This window comes from Cupriavidus numazuensis, from assembly GCF_905397435.1.
In the GTDB taxonomy this organism is placed as follows: Bacteria; Pseudomonadota; Gammaproteobacteria; order Burkholderiales; family Burkholderiaceae; genus Cupriavidus; species Cupriavidus numazuensis.
In genome coordinates this window covers 1-21,297 of the sequence record NZ_CAJPVI010000022.1, presented here as the reverse complement: position 1 = coordinate 21,297, position 21,297 = coordinate 1, and the positions used below count along the sequence as shown (strand labels likewise).

General features: G+C 65.8%; 14 protein-coding genes. 2 read left to right on the top strand and 12 right to left on the bottom strand.

Annotated features, from left to right (window positions below):
- The first annotated feature begins 60 nt into the window (after positions 1-60).
- Positions 61-1,119 carry an AraC family transcriptional regulator gene (locus KHO41_RS18300; RefSeq protein WP_211954698.1) on the top strand — a complete coding sequence of 353 codons (1,059 nt, stop codon included), beginning with the start codon at positions 61-63 and terminating at the stop codon, positions 1,117-1,119.
- Positions 1,120-1,130: 11 nt separating this feature from the next.
- Here KHO41_RS18300 and KHO41_RS18295 read toward each other — a convergent pair whose 3' ends face one another.
- From KHO41_RS18295 to KHO41_RS18265, 7 genes are all read right to left on the bottom strand, one after another.
- Entirely contained in the window at positions 1,131-1,823 is a 693-nt protein-coding gene (locus KHO41_RS18295) for an EthD family reductase (RefSeq protein WP_211954697.1), read from the bottom strand.
- The gene (locus KHO41_RS18290) at positions 1,820-2,653 is read right to left on the bottom strand and encodes an SDR family NAD(P)-dependent oxidoreductase (protein ID WP_211954696.1); all 834 of its coding nucleotides are present in this window, start codon (positions 2,651-2,653) and stop codon (positions 1,820-1,822) included. Before KHO41_RS18290 ends, KHO41_RS18295 begins: the two co-directional genes overlap by 4 nt.
- A gap of 28 nt (positions 2,654-2,681) precedes the next feature.
- Complete coding sequence (locus tag KHO41_RS18285; RefSeq protein ID WP_211954695.1) at positions 2,682-3,701, bottom strand: NADP-dependent oxidoreductase; 1,020 nt, start codon at positions 3,699-3,701, stop codon at positions 2,682-2,684.
- 72 nt (positions 3,702-3,773) lie between these two features.
- Complete coding sequence (locus KHO41_RS18280; protein WP_211954694.1) at positions 3,774-5,021, bottom strand: serine hydrolase domain-containing protein; 1,248 nt, start codon at positions 5,019-5,021, stop codon at positions 3,774-3,776.
- Between the two features lie 267 nt (positions 5,022-5,288).
- On the bottom strand, positions 5,289-6,266 hold the full coding sequence (locus tag KHO41_RS18275; protein ID WP_211954693.1) for a Bug family tripartite tricarboxylate transporter substrate binding protein: 978 nt from the start codon (positions 6,264-6,266) through the stop codon (positions 5,289-5,291).
- 203 nt (positions 6,267-6,469) lie between these two features.
- Positions 6,470-7,636 (bottom strand): porin, encoded by a 1,167-nt coding sequence (locus KHO41_RS18270; protein ID WP_211954692.1) that lies wholly within the window; start codon positions 7,634-7,636, stop codon positions 6,470-6,472.
- A 178-nt stretch (positions 7,637-7,814) separates the two neighbouring features.
- Positions 7,815-8,792, bottom strand: a complete 978-nt coding sequence (locus KHO41_RS18265; protein WP_211954691.1) for an NAD-dependent epimerase/dehydratase family protein — start codon at positions 8,790-8,792, stop codon at positions 7,815-7,817.
- Positions 8,793-10,181: 1,389 nt separating this feature from the next.
- Between KHO41_RS18265 and KHO41_RS18260 the strand changes: the two genes are divergently transcribed.
- Positions 10,182-11,381: an acyl-CoA dehydrogenase family protein gene (locus KHO41_RS18260; protein WP_211954690.1), complete on the top strand. Its 1,200-nt coding sequence runs from the start codon at positions 10,182-10,184 to the stop codon at positions 11,379-11,381.
- A 52-nt stretch (positions 11,382-11,433) separates the two neighbouring features.
- Here KHO41_RS18260 and KHO41_RS18255 read toward each other — a convergent pair whose 3' ends face one another.
- From KHO41_RS18255 to KHO41_RS18235, 5 genes are all read right to left on the bottom strand, one after another.
- Positions 11,434-12,855, bottom strand: a complete 1,422-nt coding sequence (locus KHO41_RS18255) for an aldehyde dehydrogenase family protein (RefSeq protein WP_211954689.1) — start codon at positions 12,853-12,855, stop codon at positions 11,434-11,436.
- A gap of 60 nt (positions 12,856-12,915) precedes the next feature.
- Complete coding sequence (locus KHO41_RS18250) at positions 12,916-13,902, bottom strand: Bug family tripartite tricarboxylate transporter substrate binding protein (RefSeq protein ID WP_211954688.1); 987 nt, start codon at positions 13,900-13,902, stop codon at positions 12,916-12,918.
- 262 nt (positions 13,903-14,164) lie between these two features.
- Positions 14,165-18,082 carry a LuxR C-terminal-related transcriptional regulator gene (locus KHO41_RS18245; RefSeq protein WP_211954687.1) on the bottom strand — a complete coding sequence of 1,306 codons (3,918 nt, stop codon included), beginning with the start codon at positions 18,080-18,082 and terminating at the stop codon, positions 14,165-14,167.
- A gap of 107 nt (positions 18,083-18,189) precedes the next feature.
- The gene (locus tag KHO41_RS18240) at positions 18,190-19,758 is read right to left on the bottom strand and encodes a class I adenylate-forming enzyme family protein (RefSeq protein ID WP_211954686.1); all 1,569 of its coding nucleotides are present in this window, start codon (positions 19,756-19,758) and stop codon (positions 18,190-18,192) included.
- A gap of 102 nt (positions 19,759-19,860) precedes the next feature.
- Positions 19,861-21,006 carry a CaiB/BaiF CoA transferase family protein gene (locus KHO41_RS18235; RefSeq protein ID WP_211954685.1) on the bottom strand — a complete coding sequence of 382 codons (1,146 nt, stop codon included), beginning with the start codon at positions 21,004-21,006 and terminating at the stop codon, positions 19,861-19,863.
- Positions 21,007-21,297: the final 291 nt, after the last annotated feature.

The window sequence follows — 21,297 nt, the reverse complement described above, 5'->3', positions numbered from 1 at the left end:
GATTCCGCGACCACCGAAGGCTGCGATGGCCTTGCAGCCGCTGCCTGTGCAAGGAGGCCCATGAGCCGTTTAGTCCGCAGTGCCTCGCTGTCGCGCTATACCGAGGTGGCCCGTTCGGTTGGACTGGATCCGCTGCGGATCCTGGCAGAAATCGGGCTGCCCAGGACCTGCCTGGACGCCGGCGACAACCTTGTGTCAGCCAGCGCAGTCTGCCGGCTTCTGGAAATATCCGCAGCAGCCTCTGGTACCGAAGACTTCGGCCTGCGCCTGGGCGAGGGCCGTCAGCTATCGGTACTCGGGCCGCTCGGCATGGCGGTGCGAGATTCGCCGACGCTGCGCGATGCCCTCGGTGCGATGGTGCGCTACATCACGCTGCACAGCGAGGCGCTGTTCCTCGGCGTGGAAGAACGGGAGGGCGCGCTGGTGATCCGCGTGTCGCTGATGGTCGAGCATTCGGGGGCGACACGCCAGGCCGACGAGATGGTCGTGGTGTCGCTTTACCGGATGCTTCAGGAACTGCTCGGTCCGGCATGGCGCGCGCGGCGTATCTGCCTTTCGCACAAGGCGCCAGCGAATCTGGCAACCCACTTGCGCGCGTTTGGCCGGTCGGTGGATTTCGGTTGCGACTTCAACGGCATTGTCTGCGAGCTGAAGGACATGGACGCCGTGCCGCGCGCCGCGCGCCCGGAACTGGCGCAGTACGCGCATGCCTACCTGGATTCACTGTCGGCGCGTGCGACCCTGTCCATGACCGAAAAAGTCCGGCGCATGGTGCTGTCCCTGCTCCCTTCGGGCCACTGCAGCGTGGAACGCGTCGCGAGCCAGCTTGGCGTCGACCGGCGCACGGTCCATCGCAAGCTGCTGCAGGAAGGCGCGACCTTCAGCAGCATTCTCGACGAGGTCCGTGCCTCGCTGGCGCTGCAGTATCTGCGGCATGCGGAACGCCCGGTCAGCTACGTGGCCGTGCTGCTCGGGTTCTCGATGCAGAGCGCGTTCTCGCGCTGGTTCCGCGACCATTTTGGCTGCAGCCCCAGTGCATGGCGCAGCGATGGCATGCAATCGGCCGGGCCCCTTCCACGGCAACAGATGGTGTCGGCGGGGCCGGAGCAGCGCGTGTAGTACGACGTTGCTCAGGCCGCCTGCGGCCAGACGATACGGTGCTCTTCTTCGATCGAGAGCGTCACGGCTGCGTTGGTATCGATAAAGTTCGCTTCGTCCGGCTTGACCGACTCGCGGAAGAGGGGCGAGCGCACCGCAGCCTGCAGCGCGGCATCATCTTCGAACCAGATCTGCGCCGCGCCGTCGAAGAGCGTTGGGCCTTGATCATCGACAGCGGGCAGCATCGCACTCTGCACATAGCGGCGTAGTCCCGGCACCGATGCAGCCAGCGGCCCGTGCGTGCCGCGCCAGTAGCGCAGCATGTCTTCCCGGCTGAGATTCGACTTGCGCCGGAAAAAGGTCATCCGCTTCGGCAACGATTCCTCGCGGGCGATCGATGCGCCGGCGTGCACGACGTGATCGGTGGTCTGCAAACGCACGCAATGCTCCGGGTCGACCAGGTTGCCGGCGCCTGCGAGCGCCGACCTGGCATAGTCGGGGCTATGCAGCAGCGCATCGAGCGCCGCGGCATCATCGACCCAGATCTCGTCCACGGTATCGTAGCGCGCAGCCTGGCCGGGGACGGCGCGGACGGTGCTCTGAACGTAGTGCCGCACACCCGGCAGGCCGGCCACCATCGGCGCCTGCACGTCGCGCCAGTCGCGCAGGTACTCCCGGCGGTCCACGTCGGCGCGCCGCATGCTGAGGAAGATGAGATGGATCATGTCGCGGCCATTCCGGTTGTGACGGCGGACGCGCGCTCCAGCGCATCGAGAATCCGCGCGAATCGCGCCTCCAGTCGCGGCCGCATGCGCGTTGGCGTGAAGATGTAGAACTCGCCCGCGCGCATCGCCTCCAGCGTGTGATTGGCCACCAGCTCTGGCGCCGTGCCAGTGGCCACTGCGGCCCTGAACGATTCGCTGGCATGGTTCGAGCGTTCGGCGATCGGGGTCTTCACCGGGCCAGGGCAAAGCACAGAAACGCCAATGCCGGTGCCGCGAAGCTCCTGCTCGAGTGCCTCGGAGAGGGCCACCACGCTGTATTTCGTGGCCGCGTAGGCGCCCATGGGGAAGTCGCCGTTCACCCATAAGCCCGCGCCCGATGCCGTGCTGACGAAATGCGCGGGCTCGCCGTGCCGGCGCAGCAGCGGCAGGAAATGGCGGATGCCGTGAATGACGCCAAACACATTGATGCCGAACGCGCGCGTCCAGTCCTGCTCGGACAGAGACGCCAGTTCGCCGCTCATATCGATGCCAGCATTATTGAAGACCAGATGGATGCGTCCGAGCGTCGCTTCGAACTCCGCCGCCGCATCGCGCACGTCCGCATCGGAGGAAACATCCAGCACGCGCGTGCAGATGCGCCGGCCCGTCGATGCGAGGCGCTTGCGCGCGGCGTCAAGCCCGCGTGCGTCAATGTCGGCCAGCGCAAGGTCGGCACCGCGCGCTGCCAATGCCTCGGCCAATGCCAGGCCGATGCCGGACGCGGCGCCGGTGATGATTGCCGTCTTGCCCTCGAAATCCTGAAGGTGCGGTCGGGAGTCAGATTGAGTCATGGAGGTTAACTGGTGAGAGTCACGGCACTCAGCCGATGACGGATTCCGGCGCCAGGCGCACAAGCTGCTTGCCGATGTTCTTGCCGGTAAACAAGCGGTTCAGCGCGGCCGGTGCCTGCTCGATGCCTTCGATAATGTCGACCCGGTACTTGAGCTGGCCGTCCCTGACCCATTTCGCCATGATTTCCACGGCTTCGTGGAACCGCGAACGGTAGTCGGCAATGAGGAAGCCTTCGATGCGGGCGCGTTTCATGATGACATTGCGGAACATCTTCGGGCTCCACCAGTCGCCGCTCGCGTTGTAGGTCGAGATCATCCCGCACATCGCGATACGCGCTCCCGGGTTGATCAGCGCCAGCACGGCATCCATGGTTTCGCCGCCCACGTTCTCGAAATCGACGTCGATGCCGTCCGGACAGGCGGCGCGAAGATCGGCAAGCACATTGCCGGCCTTGTAATCGACACAGGCATCCAGGCCGAACTCTTCCTTGACGAGCCGGCACTTGTTCTGGCCGCCGGCAACGCCGACTACCCGGCAGCCGAGTATCTTGCCGATCTGGCCGGCGATCGAGCCGACGCCGCCTGCGGCGGCCGACACCACGATGGTCTCGCCAGCCTTGGGTCGGGCAATGTCGAGCATGCCGAAATAGGCGGTCATGCCGGAGTTGCCCAGCACGCTCGCATAGGCATGCAGCGGCAGGCCGTAATCCACCGGGACACGCCGGGCCGTCTTCGTGACCGAATACTCTTCCCAGGCCATGCCGCCTTCGACGATGTCACCGGCCTTGAAGTCCGGGTGATGGGACTCGATCACCACGCCCATGGTGACGCCGCGCATCACCTCGCCAAGGGCCACCGGGGCCATGTACTGGTCGATCTCGCTCATCCACACGCGGTTGGTCGGTGCCACCATGAGATAGATGTTGCGCACCAGGATCTCGCCGTCGCCCGGTCGGGGCAGCGGTGCTTCCACGAGCTGCAGATCGTTGTCGCCGATATCGCCGACGGGGCGCTGCCTGAGGATCCAGCGCCGGTTCATGGTCTTCATGCTTGCTCCTCCAAAATTGGTATGTGGCGCCGTGTGCGTGCTGCACTGCCAGTCGCCGCAAAGCGTCGCTGCTCAGTCTTCCAGCGCGGCATATACGATGTTGCGCAAGAGGGACCGGTATCCGGTGCGCGTCGCCAGGTCGTTTTCCTGAAGCATCAGGATGGCGATCAGCTGCTCTTGCGGATCCACCCAGAAATAGGTCCCGAGTGCGCCGCCCCAGTAGAAATCGCCGATGGAACCGGGCACCGGGCTCAAGCCCGATGCGGTGCGTACGCCCACTGCCAGGCCATGGCCCTGGCCGAGATCAGGCAATGGCGCGTTGATGCCGAGCCCGGTTGTCGAACCGCCAAATCGCGTGGACTGCGGAAGGTGGTTGCCAAGCATCAGTTCGACGGTCTTGCGTGAAAGCAGGCGCACGCCATCGAGCGCCCCGCCATTGAGCAGCATCTGGCAGAAGCGCGCATAGTCGCCGGCCGTGGACAGCAGGCCGGCGCCACCGGAATGCCAGCGCGGCGGGTGGTGTTCGTCGTAGTCGAACAGCGCGGTGGATTTGCCGGATGCGCCGGATGGCAGTGCCAGCCCGGCACCGTCCTGCCTGATCAGGTGGAAGCCCGTGGCATGCATGCGCAGCGGCTGCGTCACGCGCTCCGCGACGAAGCGGGCGAGGTCCATGCCCGAGACAATCTCGATGATGCGGCCAAGCACGTCGGTGGACATGCCATATTCGAATACCTCGCCCGGCTGGCATTGCAGCGGGATGGCCGCCAGCTTCGCGACCATCTCCGCATTGGTCTGTGCGGGATCCATGAGGCCGCTTTCGCGATACTGACGCTGCACCAGCGAATCGCCGAACTGCCCGTAGGTCAGCCCGGACGTGTGCCGCAACAGGTCGTGAACGGTCATGGCGCGGCGCACGGGTTCGAGTGCGAGGCGGCGTTCGCCGGTATTCGCATCGACCGACTCGACGGCGACCTGGAGGCTGGCGAACTCGGGGATGTAGCGTTCGACCGGGTCGTTCAGGGACAGCCGGCCTTCTTCCATCAATATCAGCGCCGCCACGCCGACAATGGGCCGCGTCATCGCGGCAATGCGGAAGACCGAATGGCGCTGCATCGGGCGCAACGGCGTATCGGCTTGCTCGAAGCCAAACGCCTCGGACCAGGCGATCCGGCCCTTGCGCGCGACAAGCACGACTGCACCGGGGATCTTGCGCCGGTCGACATCGGCATGGATCACCGATGAGATCGACTGCAGCCGCCGGGTGGACAGTCCCACCTGTTCGGGGGAATCCGCGTGTTCGAGGGCACGGGTGAGAGGCAATGCAGGCTCCTGCAGGATTCGGCAAATCGAGGAGGCTTGGCGCGATGCGCCGTGCCGGTATGTGTGCCGATTCTAGGCAGGGGGGCGGTCCGGTGAATGATCCCAGGGGGCTTTGCCGTGACCGTTGGGGACATCGCGCCAGCAGCTGGAGAGGGAAGCCGGGGGAGAGGAGCGCTTGGCGAAGGTTGGGGAATTGCCCATCGTCGCGATGGACTGAAGCGGGCTCCGGCAGGCAGGCAATGCCAATGCCGCCGGAGCCGCGGGCCGTCAGGGCTGGATGTTGTAGGCCTTCACAATGGCAGCGTTGCGATCGTATTCGGTGCGCAAGGCCTGTCCAAGCTGGGCAGGGGTTTGCGGCGGCACGGTCTCGAAGCCGAGGCCGGTGATCCGTTCCTGCACCTTGGGCGTTGCGGCCGCCTTGTAGACCGCTGCCTGGATCTTCTGCACCACGTCTGCCGGTACCTTTGAAGAGACAAACACACCCGCCCAGTTGTTAAAGTCAATGTCGGGATAGCCCAGCTCGGCAAACGTCGGCACCTGCGGCAGCAGCGGTGAACGCTGTTTCGCGGCCAGCGCATAGGCCTGCAGCTTGCCGGCCTTGATCATCGGCAGCGAGGTCACCATGCCGTCGTACATCACGGCAATCTGTCCGCCCATGACCTGTGTCAGCGCGGGCGGAGAGCCGGCAAACGGCACGTGCTGCAGATCCATGCCGGCCTTCTGGTTCATGATCAGGCCGGCGTAGTGGGCGACCGTACCCGAACTGTAGGAAGCAAAACTGAGCTGCCCTGAATGGGCCTTCACATAGCTGACCAGGCTCGGCAGGTCCTTGGCCGGCAGGCTCGGCGACCCGACCAGCACGAGCGTCGACCTGGCCACCGCGGCCACGGGCTTTACATCCTTCATCGGATCGAAGGAGACCTTCATCACATGGGGGATCTCCGTGAGCACATTGGTAGTCGACACCAGGATGGTCTGCCCGTCTGCCGGCGCCGCCAGCAAGGTGTTGATCGCAATGCCGCCGCCGGCGCCCGGCTTGTTGTCGACCACCACGGGCTGGCCCAGTTCGGTGGTGAGCGCTTCGGACAGCACGCGTGCCAGCACATCCATGGTGCCGCCGGCAGGTGCAGGGATCAGTACCCGGACCGGCTTGTTGGTCCATGCCATGGCGACGGGCATGGACAGGGCCAGGACAGCGCAAACGGCGGCGCGGTGCACGCGGGTCAGGGCAGGGCGAATCGGCATAGAGTTGTCTCCCCGGTTATGGGTATGGGCTGGAGTTGGGTGCCTTGGACGACGGAAGTCGTGCCAGAAGTATGGGCGGTCGATGCAAAGCGCCTTAACATTCGGGGGCAAATATTTGACATTTCGGGACAGTTAGGGAAAGCCCAATATGAGCGGGCCTGGCTCGCGCAAGCAAGTCGGCCCGCGCCCGTGTCCGCGGCTCGTCAGAACTTGTGGCGGATGCCCAGTGACACGCCGAGCATATTGCTCTGGCCATTGGCCAGCACGTAGTTGTTGCCCAGCGACAGGCTGTTGGCATACACGGTGGCCAGCGACTCCATCATCAGCCCGGCATTCTTGGCATAGGCGGTGGACAGGTAGAGGTCGGTGCGCTTGGAGAACGCATAGTTGGCAATCAGGGCGATCTGCCACGGGTTGGCGACGTGGGTATCGCCATACAGGCTCTTGACGTTGTCGTAGTTGTATTCCAGCGTCAGGCCGATGGCGGGGGTCACCTGGTAATTAGCGCCGATCCAGTAGAAGTCGTCTCGCTGGATTACGACATCCCCCGCATTCTTGTTCTGGCCCCAGCGGTAGCCGCCCATGATTTTCGCCAGGCTGCCGAAACTGTAGCTGGCACCGACCGCGGCTTTCCTCACGGTGCCGCTGCTGGTGCCGATGGTCGGATTCCACTGGTCGTAGCCGACCGTCACGCCAAATCCACCACCCTGGTAGGCCACGGCTGCGCCGTAGGCGCTGTCGCGTCGTGCCTGGCCGGGGTTTTCGCCGTTGCCGCCGATCGGCGTGGCGATGCCGACCGTCTGCGGCAGGGCCAGGCCCACGCCGAAGGAGTAGTGCGCAAGCGCCGTCACCGGACCGAACTGGCCGGTGTACTTGATGGTGTTGTCCTGGCGGAAGTTCGGGCCCGTCATCAACACCGTCGGCTCATACTGCGTGGCATAGGCCGCCGGCGCGAAGTTGGCCAGCGCCTCGAACATGGATGCGTACTGGCGGCCCAGGCTGATCTGGCCAATGCCCGCCTGCTGCAGACCCACGAACGCCTGGCGTCCGAACATGCGGCCGCCTTGCTGCAGGGTGCCCGTGTCGACGTTGAAGCCGTTCTCCAGCACGAACATGGCCTTCAGTCCGTTGCCAAGGTCTTCCGTCCCGCGGATACCCCAGCGGGAACCGGAGAAGCCGCCCGAGTTCATGCGGTACACGTCGTTGGACGGGCCGCGGTTGAACTGATTGGCGGCACTTGGAATCGCGCCGACGTGGTTGACATATTCCAGGTTGACGTCGGCGACACCGTACAGCGTGACGCTCGACTGCGCGAAGGCGCCGCCCGAACAGGCGAGCAATGCGGCCACGGTCATGCTTCTGAGCTTCATAGACAAATCTCCTCCTTGTTGTTTTCTGGTCTGTGATGCGGGTGTTTCGTTGAAAGGGGTATCAGAGCCTGCGCGAGTATCCGGAATCGGGCGTGGCAAGGCGTGACCCTCCGGGACAACCTTGATGCCCTTCGGGACAGTTCGGGAAAACGAGGGGATGCGTCGGGAGATGCGCGGATCAGGTGTCGCGGATTTCGCCGCTGGCGATCCTGCTGCGAAAGAGCCTGAAGGTCTCGCCCACGGCTTCGCGCAGCGGTGTGCGGGGCAAGGGACCAATCACGTTCTCCAGCGCGGTCGCGTCGTAGTCTTCCGGAAGCCCGAGCGATGCGCCGTCGAACGTGATCGTTCCGCGCGCCTGCGGAATGACCGACTCGATCGTCTCGACGATTTCGCCCATGTCCGCGACGCTGCCATGCATATTGAAGACGTCCGCACCGCGATAGCCCGAACGTGCGCACGCGATGAACATGCGCGCAAGGTCGTCGGCGTAGTGGATCTGGCTGCAGCCGCTGTACGGAATGTGGAAAGGGCGGCCGAGCGCTGCCGCCAGGACTGCTTGCGTGGGAGCCGCGGTCAGGCCATAGTCTCTTCCGGCACCGAATACCGTCGCCGGGCGAAGGCCGATGCTGGATACCCCTCTGTCCTGGTAATACACGCGCGCCATGCCCTCTTCGGCTTGCTTGAACACACCATAGAGAGTTGTCGGATGTCCGGCTGTGTGGTGCTGGATGGCGGCATCGTTCGCCGCGTCGCCGTTGTCGTACACCGCAATCGATGACGCATACACAATGCGAGGAATTCGCTCCACGCGCCGCGCCACGGCCTCGAACAGATTCACGCCGCCAAGCACGTTGACGCGGGCGCCAAGCGGAGGATCGCTCTTGAACCTGGGATGGATCAGTGCGGCCAGGTGAATGACATGCGTAATGCGATGTCGGTCCAACGTCGCCTCGACCAGATCCAGGTCCGTGATGTCGCCGCGAACCATCTCCACGCGCGACAGTTGCGCGTCGTCCATCAGCAGGCGCAGGCGCCGCACGTCATTGTCTGCGTCGAAGGCAACGACTGGCACGCCTTCCTGTACGAGCCGGCGCACTGTCCATGCGCCGATACATCCCAGTGCTCCGGTTACCAGAAATCTTTCAGAGTCCGCCATAGCTGCCAGTCACGTTTGCGGGCACTGTCGGGTGCCCGGATTGAGTTGTCAGCAGTGTAGGAAGGGGATTTGGATTGGGGTTGACGTGGTGGGGCGGGGGTGTGACGGATGGGGACAAATGGGGATATTTGGGTGGATGGCACTCGGGCTATTCCTTCTTATCGTTCTTGGCAGGCGCTGCTGTTTCGCCGGCGTAGCCGGCGAGTCACTTTTGTCCGAGCGACAAAAGTAACCAAAAACGCGTTTTGGTTGCCCCAAAGGGGCGAATTTTTATCGTAGTGTGCTGAGGGTGTTGTACGGGTATGGGCTTCAGAGTGATTTACGCTGCCTGCCGCGTGGGGCACTACCGTGGGTAGAAATACAGCGCTGATTGAACGAGCCCTGCAAGCGTCTGTGGCCCCTGCTGCCACTGATATCGTGTGAACGCCTTCGGCTGCGCTACGCGCAGAGCTCAAGTCTGAGCGCGTGGGCCCAGGGCGAACCACGTCTCGGTGACGCGGCCCGCGCATTGCATGCGCGAAATAGAGAGAGCGAGAGAGAAGAAAGCGGACCTCGGGCGCCAGCGACGTTGATGAGCTTGCCCCCCAGACTACGACGTGCGCGCAGCGCAGCCGAAGGCGTCCCACCGCTGACGCTCTTGGAACGCTGTACCTATACGTGGTCGGGGCTCGTTCAAAAGTCGGTTGGCGTCAGGCACCGCGCTGAAAGCCTACGCGTAGCAGGCTCGAACGGCTGACCACCATGGCAGGCGTCCAAAGCCGTGTGAACCCCTGCCGCCGTGGAATTGATGGCCAGCGGCAACGACGCGCTTTTCTGCCTACTCTTTTGTCGCTCGGACAAAAGAGTAGGTCGCCGGCTACGCCGGCGAAACAGCGGCGCCTGTCAAGAACGATAACCCGCTCTCAACCAAAACCCGCTGGCGACGCCGTCGAAACAGCGGCGCCTGCCAAGAACGACAAACTGGCCCGGACAAGAAGCGATACCCGCCCTCTCAATCCCACCGAAGAATCAAAGAAAAAAGCGCCCCGAAACCCATCCCGGAGCGCCAAGACCCACAAGTCGAGCAGACCCGCGGGGTGGAGACCGTGACGCCATGGCATGCCTGCTTGCAGTCATGCCAAACGCCACAATGGCGGAAGCGATTTCGCCATTGCTGATAGTGTCGTCGCACTGGCCCATTAAGACACCACTCGAATTGGGGGGAGGTTCATATCACCGGAACATATGGTCATCGCCCGATGGCCCGCGACCAACGCATTGCTTCAAACCTGACGGCACCTATCGCCACCAGTGGTGGGGGGCGCCGCAGCCATCGCCCAGCCCTTAAGGTGTCACCATCCGGCAAGCCGCGCCCGCGGCGCCGCCGCCACGCCAGATGGAGCGAATCAGATGGACTTCCGACCCGACCCCAACCTCGCCGAGTTCCGCCAGCAGGTGCGTGACTTCCTGCGCGAACACATGCCGGCCGACATGCCGCGCCGCGCGCATGGCATGCGTTCGCCGCGCGATACGCTGATGCAGTGGCAGCGCGTGCTCAACACGCATGGCTGGGGCGCGCCGTACTGGGCGGCCGAACACGGCGGCACGGGCTGGACCGTGGCGCAGCGGCTGGCCTTTGACGAAGAGTGCGCACTGGCCGGAACGCCGTCGCAGGATGCCTTTGCGCAGAAGCTCGTCGGGCCGGTGCTGAACCACTTCGGCACGCCAGGACAGAAGGATGAACATGTCGGCGCGATCCTGCGCGGCGAGCGCCTGTGGTGCCAGGGCTTCTCCGAGCCGGGATCGGGTTCGGACCTGGCGTCGCTGCGCACGCAAGCCGTGCGCGATGGCGACCACTATGTCATCAATGGCCAGAAGATCTGGACCAGCTACGGCCACCAGGCCGACTGGATCTTCCTGCTGGTGCGCACCGGCAACGGTGAAAAGAAGCAGGCCGGCATCACGTTCATCCTGGTGGACATGAAGACACCCGGCATCACCGTGCGTCCCATCATCAGCATCGATGGCTGCCACCACCTGAACGAAACCTTCTTCGACAACGTGCGCGTGCCGGTCGAGAACCTGATCGGCGAGGAAGGCGGCGGCTGGAAGATCACCAAGTTCCTGCTCAACAACGAGCACGCGACCACGGCTGACCTGCCGACGCTGCGCCGCCTGCAACGTCAGCTCCGCGCGTTTGCCGCGGCGCCGGCCGCGGGCGGCACGCTGGGCGAGCAGCCGCAGTTTGCGCTGCGCCTGGCGCGCTACGAGGCCGAGCTGGAAGCGATTGCGGTCATGGTGCAGCGTGTCGCTGCGATGGAGCAGGCGGGTGACCATAGCCCTGCCGCGCACGCGCTGGGATCGATGCTGAAGATCCGTGGCACCGAGCTGCAGCAGCAGATGGGACAGTTCGCGGTGGAGAGCATGGGCGACTACGGCCCGGTGTCGTATCCGTCGAGCCACGATGGCCACGCCGGCGAGCCGCTGCCGATGCAGGACGTCATGCAGGATATTGCGACGGAGGCGTTCTTCCGTCGTGCCACCACGATCTACGGCGGCACCAGCGAGATTCAGCGCGGCATCATTGCCAAGACCAAGTTCCGGCTCTGATCGCCACGCTGTAATCTGCGCCGTCCTTTAAAGGGACGGCGCGTTACGCTTCTTACAGGCTGATCGCCTTCCACTCCAGGAACTCGACCAGTCCTTCAGCACCGAACTCCCGGCCATTGCCCGAGCGCTTGACGCCGCCGAACGGCGCCGTCAGGTCCGCCGGCGCGAAGTTGACGCGCACGGTGCCCGCGCGCAGCCGCGCCGCCACGCGGCGCGCACGCTCCGCATCGCCCGATGCGACATAGGCCGACAAGCCATAGACCGTGTCGTTGGCGATGGCGATGGCCTCTTCCTCGCTGTCATAAGGAATCACGCAGAGCACCGGGCCGAAGATCTCCTCGCGCGCCACGGTCATGCTGTTGTGGACGTCGGCGAACACCGTCGGCCGGACATAGAAGCCGCGTTCGAGGCCTTCCGGACGGCCGGGGCCGCCGGCGATCACGCGCGCGCCTTCCTCGATGCCGATGCCGATCATCTGCTGCACCTTGTCGAACTGTGCGCTGTTCGACAGCGGTCCGATCTTTGTCGCCGGGTCCGCCGGGTCGCCCACCTGCAGCGCGCCCGCCGTGGCCGCGGCGATGGCAAGCGCCTCGTCGTAGCGCGTGCGCGGCACCAGCAGGCGCGTCGGCGCCACGCAGACCTGGCCCGTGTTGACCATGCACTGCGCCACGGCAGTGCTGACAGCGGTCTTCAGATCGGCATCATCGAGCACCACCAGGGGCGACTTGCCGCCGAGTTCCTGTGCGACGCGCTTGACCGTGGGCGCTGCATTCTTTGCCACTTCCACACCGGCGCGCGTGGAGCCGGTGATCGACACCATGTCGACATCGGGATGCGACGACAGCGCCGCGCCAACCGAAGGCCCGTCGCCGAAGATCATGTTGAACACACCCGGCGGCGTGCCGGCCGCGTGCATGATCTCGGCGAAGATCACTGCGTCCAGCGGCGCGATTTCCGAAGGCTTGAGCACCACCGTGCAGCCGGCGGCCAGCGCCGGCGCGACCTTGGCCGCGATCTGGTTCAGCGGTACGTTCCACGGCGTGATCAGCGCCGCTACGCCGACCGGTTCGCGGCGCAGCCAGGTCTTGCCATGCGTGGTCTCGAACGCAAAGTTGCGCAGGACTTCGAGCGTGTTCTGGATATGCACGAGCCCGATCGGGGCCTGCATGGCGTTGCACAGCGTGACCGGCGCGCCCATTTCGATCCGTACGGCTTCGGCCAGTTCGGGTACGCGCGCGCGGTATTGCTCGGCGATGCGTTCAAGCAGCGCAATGCGTTCCTCGCGCGTGCTCTGCGACCACGTGCCAAAGGCCTCGCGTGCGGCCGCGACGGCGCGGTCGGCGTCCGCCGCGGTGCCCATGGCGAGCCGCGCGACCGGCGCTTCGGTGGCGGGGTTGATCACGTCCACCAGCGTGCTGCCGGCAGCCGGCGTGACCCATTCTCCATGGATGTAGAAGCGGTCCAGCGTCTTCATATGTCGGTTCTCCGGCGATTCATTTTCGACCCGTGGGCCAGTATGGATGGGTGTTGCGGTTCATTCGGGCTGGATGCCGGCCACCGTGATCATCTGCTTCCAGCCTTGCTGGTCGGCCACGATGTTCTTGCGCAGTTCGGCGCCATCGGCAGGATAGGCCGCACTGCCGCGTGCCTGGTAGTGCGCCATGGCCTCGGGGGTCGACGTGAACTGCAAGGCAAGCCGGGTCAGCTTGTCGACAATGGGCTTGGGCGTGCCGGCCGGCGCGAACAGGCCGACCCAGGTGTTGAGCGAATAGCGCTCCAGGCCGAGTTCGCGCATCGTCGGCACATCCTTGAGCTGTGCCAGCCGGCTCGGGCCGGTAATCGCGAGCGCGCGCAGCTTGCCGCTCTGCACGTGCGGGATGATGGCCGACACCTCGACGCCGCCGTAGTCGACCATGCCGCCCATGACATCGGTCATCATCGCGCTGGCGGCCTTGTAGGGCACGCTGACGGACTGGATCTTCGCCGCATCGTTGAACGCGGTCAGTATGACGCGGTAGCCCGTGCTGGACGTGGCGAAGTTCAGCTTGCCCGGATTGGCGCGCGCGGCCGCGATCAGTTCGCCGGCCGTGTGGTAGGGCGAGTTGCCAGGCACGATCACGGCAATGGGAAGCACCGACAGGCGCGCCACGGGGACGAAGTCCTTCATCGGGTCATACGGCAGCCTGCGGAACAGGAACGGGTTGGCGGCCATGGCGCCGGAGCCCGACAGCAGCAGCGTGTAGCCGTCCGGCGCAGCCTTGGACACGTAGTCGGTGGCCACGACCATATTGCCGCCCGGACGGTTTTCGACGACGAAGCTCTGGCCGAGCTTGTCGGACAGGTACTTGGCCAGCAGGCGCGTGTAGTCGTCGATGCCGGTGCCTGCACTGGTGACCGAGACGATCTTCACGGGGCGCTCAGGGTAATCGGCGGCCTTGACCGGCGCGGCGATGGCGAGCACGGCAAGCGTGGCGAGGGCGGGGCGCAGCAGCCGCAGCGCGCGGCGTTTGAACATCTGCATGGTCAGTCTCCTTTTTTGTCGTCTTGAAGTTGCCGGGCCGTATGGCCCGGTCGTGCCGGTGCTTGCTCCATTGAGCAATAGCCCGCATCGTGGCGCGGGATTGCGCTTTTCCGGATGATTGCTTCGGCGTCCGAAGGCGGCACACCCCAACCGGGGTGGGCGAGGGCTGAAATACGGGGAGGGGCGAACGTATCCGTTTCGGATGAAGCGGACGTTCTGCGAAACCGGACCTACTGAAGGGACAAAACGCCGCTGGCTGGTCTCAGCGGCGCTCGCGGGCGCGATAGGCGTCGGCAAGATCGCGCAGGCGCGCGGCGGCACCGCCACGTCCGCTGACGCCGAGCTTGGCGTAGATGTTCTTGAGGTGCCACTTCACGGTTTCCGGTGCCAGGCCGAGCACCACGGCGATCTTCTTGTTCGGCATGGCCTGCGCAGCGAGGTCGAGCACCTCGCGCTCGCGGTCGCTGAGCATGTCGGCCGCGTCGGTGCTCCGCGCTTCGCCGGTTCCGTTCGCGGCAGCCTGCCCGGCCGCGGCTTCCGCTTGCAGCCTCGTCACATAGAAGCCCAGCACCGGGTCGAGCGGGCTGGCTTCAAGGATCGCGTGGATCTGGGTCGGCAGGTCGGGAGCCACGTCCAGCAGTGTGCGCATGAGACCGAGCCGGTGGCCCAGGGCCAGTGCACTGCGCAGGTGGGAATGGGCGGCCTGCGGACGGCCGAGTTGGCGCTGCGCAAGCGCCAGCTGCAGTTCGAGGCGCGCCGCGCGCACGGGATGGAGCGTACCGTCCTCGAGCTGTTGCGCGAGCCGCGCGGCAACGGCGGCGAAGTCGCGCATCTGCAGCAGCACATCGTCGTTGGCTTGCCTGACCACTGCCAGCACGCGCCGGCCGGTCTCGGTGTGGCTGCCGTCGTGGCGCCTTTCCATGGCTTCGAGTTGCCGCAGCGCCGTGTTGGTGCCCTGCATCTCGCCGAGTTCCTGGTGGCAGCGCAGGCGCAGCGCATGGGCTTCGGCTCGCAGGCGGTCAAGCTGGAAGCGGTCGGCGTAGGCTTCCAGGCGGTCGATGCACGCGATCGCTTCCGTGCGGCGTCCAGCCAGCCAGTGCGCGCGCGACAGCACGCGGCAGGCATGCAGGACGGTGTCGGGCAGCGAGGCGCGCTCGAGAATGTTCAGGCGCGGCTCCAGCAGCCGGACCGCGGCCTCGGTGTCGTTGACCTCGTACAGGATGTCGGCCAGCAACCCAGCCGTCATGCACGACAGCCCGATCGCATCGGCGCCCCGTGCGTCGGCCTTCCCGAGCGCCTCGCACACCGTCCGCTCTGCCTCGGCGAGCCGTCCCTCGACAGCCAGGCTCATGGCGGCGACACAGTCGCCAAGCAGGCGGCTGCGCGTGCCGGCGCCACGCGTGCCGGCTTCTTCCACGACGGCGCGCGCCTGGTCGTACCGGCCCTGGTACACGTATGCCCAGCCAAGGATGTTGCTGCGGCAGTTCCAGCTGAAATCGTCGGCCTCGGCGGGAATGCCGTCGCGCAGGGTAGGGACCATCTCCAGCACGGTATCCAGGTCGTCCTGCTGCAGTGCGAGGCCGGCGCGGATCAGCGCCTCTGCATAGCGCTGCCGGCCATCGAGCGAGCGGCGTCTGGCCGCGATACGGGCCAGGCTTTCCTGCGCGGCGTCGAACTGGCTCGTGTACATGGCGAAGTAGGCCGATACCAGCAGCAAATCGAAGCGGCCGCGCAGCACTGCGGCAGGCAACCGCCGCAGCAGGCCGGAAAGCCGGCTCAGGTCACCGCGGGCGAGCAGGTCGTAGGCGCAGGCTTCGACCCTGCGCGCGGCGCTGTCCACATCGCCTGCCTGCACGGCGTGGTAGACCGCTTCGTCAGTCAGGCCGTTCGCCCCGAACCAGGCCGCCGCGTTGGCGTGCAAGGCCAGCCTGTGGTCGTCCGCCATGTGGTTTGCGCGCGCGCGCAGCACTTCCCGCAGCAACGGGTGCTGGCGATACCATGCCACGCCGTCCGCATCGCCGGTGTGCGTGATGAACAGCATGCGGGCATCCAGGCGAGCCAGGCAGGCCGACATGCGTGCAGCATCGCCAGGGCGGCCGAGCAATGCGGCGCACAGCGGACCGCACAGGCGCTGGCAGATTGCTGCGGCGGTCAGCAGTTCCAACTCGTCGGCACTCAGGCTGCCGAACACTTCGTGCTCGAAGTAGCTGGCGGCAGCGCCGACGACGCGCGCGTGCGCGCTGCGCCCGTCCGGATGGCGTCGGCCGCGGAATTCTCCTGCGATCAGTTGCAGCCCCATTGCCCACCCGTCCGCAAGCCGCTGGATCTCGGCAGCGTCGCGCGCCTCGATGCCGCCGGGCTGCCCAGCGAGGTAGAGTGCGGCTTCCTCGGCGGTGAAGCGCAGGTCCTGCATACCGATCTCGGTGAGCAGGCCGCGCGCCTGCGTGCGAACGAGCGACAACGGCACAGTGGCGCGCGAACTGAGCACGAGATGAAAGTTCGGCGGCGCGTAATCGAGCAGCCACTGCAAGGCCCGGAAGATGCGCGGGTCGTCGACGCGGTGCAGGTCGTCGAGCATCAGCACGAGTTCGCGCGGATGGCCGGCCAGCCCTTGCACGAGGCTGATGACCCAGTGTTCGAGAGACGAGTCGCCGGGCTGATCGCTTTCCTGTGTTTCCTGTCCCCGCTGTGCCCGATGCTGCGCGATCAGAAGCCCGGCATCACGAACCGCATGCGGACTGGTCTGCGCGAGGCTCGCAAGCAGGCACGCAAAGAAGCGGGCAGGGGTATTGTCCGCGGCTGCCAGCGAGAGCCACGCGACATCGTAATCGAGCGACAGCAGCAGGCGGCGCCACGCCAGCAGCGTGCTGGTCCTGCCGCTGCCCGCCTGGGCCTGCACCACCACGCAGCGATGGCGGCGGGCGTCCTGCAGGCGTGCCATCAGCGCGTCGCGCTGCAACAGCGGATAGGTCAGGCGCGGCGGCATCAACTGCTCGGCGGCAACCGGATCGGTTACCACATCATGGGTGACGAGCAGCACGTCCTGCGGTGCGGGCTGACTCTCTGTCGCTTCCGCCAATACGTGTTCCTGCGGTTCGACGCTTGCCGGATTGGAAGACGCATTGACGCCTTCATTGGCGCTCGCGACCAAATCGGTTACCGGCATGTGTTCGCTGCGACGTTTGTTGTCTGCCTGCGAAGCCAGCCACACGAAAGGTGTGCCGGCGGTCGCATGCTGGCGATAGGCCGCGATGCAGGCCAGGATCGACGGGGCGTTGTGCATGGCATGTTGCAACTGCCCGCTACCGATGGCGCGGAAGCAGCGCTGCACCATGCGCAGCCACGACGCGGACTGGCCGCAGAAATGCGCATGGATACGCGGATGCCGGGCCAGCCACCGACGCACGGCGGGGTGATGATGGGTGGTGTAGTTGTCGCAGAGCACGTGCAAAGCCGCGCCCTCTGGCGCCTCGCGCTCCGCCTTGCGCAGGAATGCCAGCCAGCCGATGTCGGGCGCACCGTCAGCATCGTCGCTGTTGATGTTGCCGTTGGCGTTGCCATCGGCATGGTGGCCATCGAGTTCCCTGAGCGCGTCGAGCAGGGCGGTGACACCGACCCGTCGTACGCCGCGCTCGGCGGTGGACGGCGGGTTTGCCGTGCTGCACGCGAGTACCAGCGCGTGTTCGTCTCCATTCGCATAGAGACCGATGATGTCCACCGTCTGTCCGGAGAGGTTCGGCAGCTGCACCTGGCCCGGCACGTTGTTGCGGGCTTGCGGTTCGTGCCCCGTGGCCTTCCAGTGGCGCGAGATGGTGGCGGCGCTGACGCCCAGCTCCTGGGCCAGCCTGCGCGTGCTCCACGGCTCGTGCGAGTCCTGGCGTCCCTGCGCCGTCAGCTCAGCCAGCCGCGCCAGGTCCACCTTGACCGGCGGGGCCCCGCGCGGAAGGCTGTTCTCGATGCCGGGCAGGCGCCACTGCACATAGCGCTCGCGCCAGCGCGCCACTTGCGCGCGGCCCATGCCGAGTTGATCGGCAATGTCCTTGTTCTGCATGCCCTGAGCCGCGAGCAGCACGATGCGTACGCGCTGCGCGAGGCGCGGGCTGGTCGCGGCCAGTCCGGCCAGCGCCGCGAGTTCTTCCCGCTCCCTTGCGGTCAGCATGACTTCCGCTGCGACGCGCATCTGCTTTCCTTTCCGCCTTGCTGGCCGGGGCCCATTCACGGAGCGAGTAGAACATAATCACCGTTCTTGATGCAACGCTCCGTGACGGAGTGGGTGCCGTGGCCCTTCTACGCGACCCGACGTGTATGGCCCGCCCAGTACTTCTCCCTCACCTGCCGCCGTTGCACTTTCCCGACCACGCTGACCGGAATATCCGTCACGAAGACAATCGACTTCGGTGCCTTGAAGCGTCCGATGGTCGTCTTGACATGCTCGATCAGCGTTTCCACGCTGACCTCGGCGCCTTCCTTGAGCATCACTTCGGCGTGCACGATCTCGCCCCATTGCTCGTCCGGCACGCCGACCACTGCCGACAGCGCCACCGCGGGGTGCGAGCTCAGTGCGGCTTCAACCTCGATCGCGTAGACGTTGAAGCCGCCCGTGATGATCATGTCTTTCTTGCGGTCGACGATGAAGAGGAAGCCTTCCTCGTCCACGTAGCCCAGGTCGCCGGATTTCCAGAAGCCGTTTTCGAACTCGGACGCCGTGCCCTCTGGGTTGTTGTAGTAGCCGGGGATCACCGCGCGCGAACGCAGCCAGATCTCGCCAATGGTGCCGGAGGAGACTGGTTTGCCGGCTTCGTCCATCACGACCACTTCGGCCTGGGCCGTTACCCGGCCGGCGGAGCCGAGTCGCTCGTCCGATACCGTCGCGTGGTCGGTCTTGGTCAGCACGGCCACGCGCTGCAAACATTCAGTCGCGCCGTAGGCCTGCACGAAGATATTGCCGAAGCGCTGCTGCAGCAGGCGCAGCTTGTTCGGGCTCATCGGCGCAGCCCCGTAGAAGCAGGTCCTGAGCGATGACAGGTCATGCTTTGCGGCCTCGGGAAGGTCCAGCAGGCGGTACAGCAGGGTGGGCACCATCATGGCGACCGTGACGCCGTGCGCCTCGACATGGCGGCACCACAGCTTCAGGTCCGGCACATTCTGCGTGACCGTGCAGCCGCCGCGGAACAGCGTTGGCAGCAGGCCCAGGCCGGAACCGTGGCTGATGGGGGCCATGTGCATGTAGCGCGTGCCGGCGTCGAGCCACAGCTCGCTGCCGGAGTAGAACGCGTCGCGGTTGGCCAGCCAGTTGTCGGTCGTGTACTGCGCGCACTTGCTCTTGCCGGTCGTACCGCCGGTGAAGCGGTAGATCATCACGTCGGCCGTGGTGTCGTTCTCGATGCCGGGGTCGCTGTCCGGGACGCCTTCGAGCAGGGCGTCGAAGCCGAACAGGCCCTCGCGCGGTTCCGCGGGCGGGTCCATGCAGACCACGGTGATGCCGCGCTCGCGCAGCATGCCGTAGTACGCGTCGATCAGCGCGTTCTCGATGAATACGACCTTGGGCTGCAGGAAATCGATCTGCCAGCGGTGCTCGTCGATCGAATCGCGGAAGTTGGTCCAGCACGCGGCGGCTTCGCCCTTGAGCGCCGTCCACGCATGGAGCAGCGACAGGCTGTCGTTTTCCAGGATGCAGAGCCACTTGTCGCCACGGCGCAGGCCGAGGCGCTCGCGCATCATGTTCACCACCTTGTTGGTGAAGCGGTGCAGTTCGCCGTGCGTGAAGCGGCGGTTGCGCTCGATATTGACCAGTGCTTCCCGGTCGCGGTGCTGCATCGCAAGCTGCGCCGTCAGGTTGGCGAAATTCGTCTTCATGTGCGTCTCCGGGCGCCCGGGCTGCCTTCTGTCGCCCTCTGTCGTCATCGGGCAGGCATTGTGCCGGGTGCTTCTGTGCTTGTGTCTGGTGTTGTTTCCGTTTTAGCTGCTGCGGCCGGCGCGCGGGGCATCGCGGGTCCAGTCCGCGAGCACGGCTGCGGTGTGTTCGCCACGGCCGGGGATCGGGCCGGGCCGGGCAGCGGGTGTCGCGGAGAAGCGCGGCGCCGGGTTGGCCTGCAGCACGCCGTCGGCTTCGGTATAGGTGCCACGCGCGCGCAAGTGCGGGTGGCGGGCCGCTTCATCGGGACTCAGCACCGGCGCGAAGCAGGCGTCGGTACCTTCGAGCAGCGCACACCACGTCGCGCGGTCGCGCGAGGCAAACAGTTCTGTGAGTCGCTCGCGCAGCGCCGGCCACTGGTCGGCATCATGCTGTGTCGTGTACGCCGGGTCCTCCGCCAGTCCGAGCCGCTCGCGCAGTTCGCGATAGAACTTGGGCTCGAGTGCGCCGACCGTGATGAACTCGCCATCGGCGCAGCGGTACGTGTTGTACCAGTGCGGGCCGTCCAGCATGCCGCGGCCACGCGTACGCGGCATGTGCCCTGCGGCCTGCAGTCCGAACAACAGCGACATCATGTGCGCGCTGCCGTCAACGATGGCGGCGTCGACCACCTGGCCCGGGCCGCCTGCCCGCACCTGCATGATCCCGGCCAGCAGACCCACCGCGAGGTACATGGCGCCGCCGCCGATATCGCCGACGAGGCTCGGCGGTGCCATTGGCGCTTCGCCCGGCTGGCCCGAATACCAGAGCGCACCCGACAGCGCGATGTAGTTGATGTCATGGCCGGCGGCCTGCGCGAGCGGCCCGTCCTGGCCCCAGCCGGTCATGCGTCCGTACACCAGATGCGGATTGCGCTGCAGGCACACATCGGGGCCGAGCCCGAGGCGTTCCATCACGCCGGGGCGCATGCCTTCGATCAGCGCGTCGCTTTGCTCGATGAGCCTGAGGACGGTTTCACGTCCTTCCGCCGTTTTCAGGTCGACGGCGACCGAACGCTTGCCGCGCCGCGAAATGGCATGCGAGCCCAGGTCGATTGCATCCTCCCCGGCCTGCAGGCGGTCCACGATCACCACGTCGGCGCCGAGATCTGCCAGCAGCATGCCGCAGAACGGGCCGGGGCCGATCCCGGCCATCTCCACGACACGCACGCCTGCCAGCGGGCCTGTGGGTTTCTGCTTGCCTGTCTCCATGTTCTTGTCCCGCTTGTCTAGATGGCAAGAGCATAGGGACGGGGTGGTGGGATGACGCCCCCCGTCAAGGGGGTTGGGGTGTTGTAGGGTGTTGCATGGGAAGGGGGGCGTAAAGAGGGGGCGTTGAGCGGGTTATCGTTCCGCTGTTTCGCCGGCGTAGCCGACGGGGCTTCTCGTTGAGGGTGGGCTATCGCTCTTCGCTGGCGCGGCTGTTTCGCCGGCGTAGCCGGCGAGTCACTTTTGTCCGAGCGACAAAAGTAACCAAAAACGCGTTTTGGTTGCCCCAAAGGG

Excerpts from the sequence above, each read along its gene's own strand:
- KHO41_RS18300 (WP_211954698.1), top strand. The coding sequence starts at position 61 with ATGAGCCGTTTAGTCCGCAGTGCCTCGCTGTCGCGCTATACCGAGGTG.
- KHO41_RS18295 (WP_211954697.1), bottom strand. The coding sequence starts at position 1,823 with ATGATCCATCTCATCTTCCTCAGCATGCGGCGCGCCGACGTGGACCGC.
- KHO41_RS18290 (WP_211954696.1), bottom strand. The coding sequence starts at position 2,653 with ATGACTCAATCTGACTCCCGACCGCACCTTCAGGATTTCGAGGGCAAG.
- KHO41_RS18285 (WP_211954695.1), bottom strand. The coding sequence starts at position 3,701 with ATGAAGACCATGAACCGGCGCTGGATCCTCAGGCAGCGCCCCGTCGGC.
- KHO41_RS18275 (WP_211954693.1), bottom strand. The coding sequence starts at position 6,266 with ATGCCGATTCGCCCTGCCCTGACCCGCGTGCACCGCGCCGCCGTTTGC.
- KHO41_RS18270 (WP_211954692.1), bottom strand. The coding sequence starts at position 7,636 with ATGAAGCTCAGAAGCATGACCGTGGCCGCATTGCTCGCCTGTTCGGGC.
- KHO41_RS18265 (WP_211954691.1), bottom strand. The coding sequence starts at position 8,792 with ATGGCGGACTCTGAAAGATTTCTGGTAACCGGAGCACTGGGATGTATC.
- KHO41_RS18260 (WP_211954690.1), top strand. The coding sequence starts at position 10,182 with ATGGACTTCCGACCCGACCCCAACCTCGCCGAGTTCCGCCAGCAGGTG.
- KHO41_RS18255 (WP_211954689.1), bottom strand. The coding sequence starts at position 12,855 with ATGAAGACGCTGGACCGCTTCTACATCCATGGAGAATGGGTCACGCCG.
- KHO41_RS18250 (WP_211954688.1), bottom strand. The coding sequence starts at position 13,902 with ATGCAGATGTTCAAACGCCGCGCGCTGCGGCTGCTGCGCCCCGCCCTC.
- KHO41_RS18245 (WP_211954687.1), bottom strand. The coding sequence starts at position 18,082 with ATGCGCGTCGCAGCGGAAGTCATGCTGACCGCAAGGGAGCGGGAAGAA.
- KHO41_RS18240 (WP_211954686.1), bottom strand. The coding sequence starts at position 19,758 with ATGAAGACGAATTTCGCCAACCTGACGGCGCAGCTTGCGATGCAGCAC.
- KHO41_RS18235 (WP_211954685.1), bottom strand. The coding sequence starts at position 21,006 with ATGGAGACAGGCAAGCAGAAACCCACAGGCCCGCTGGCAGGCGTGCGT.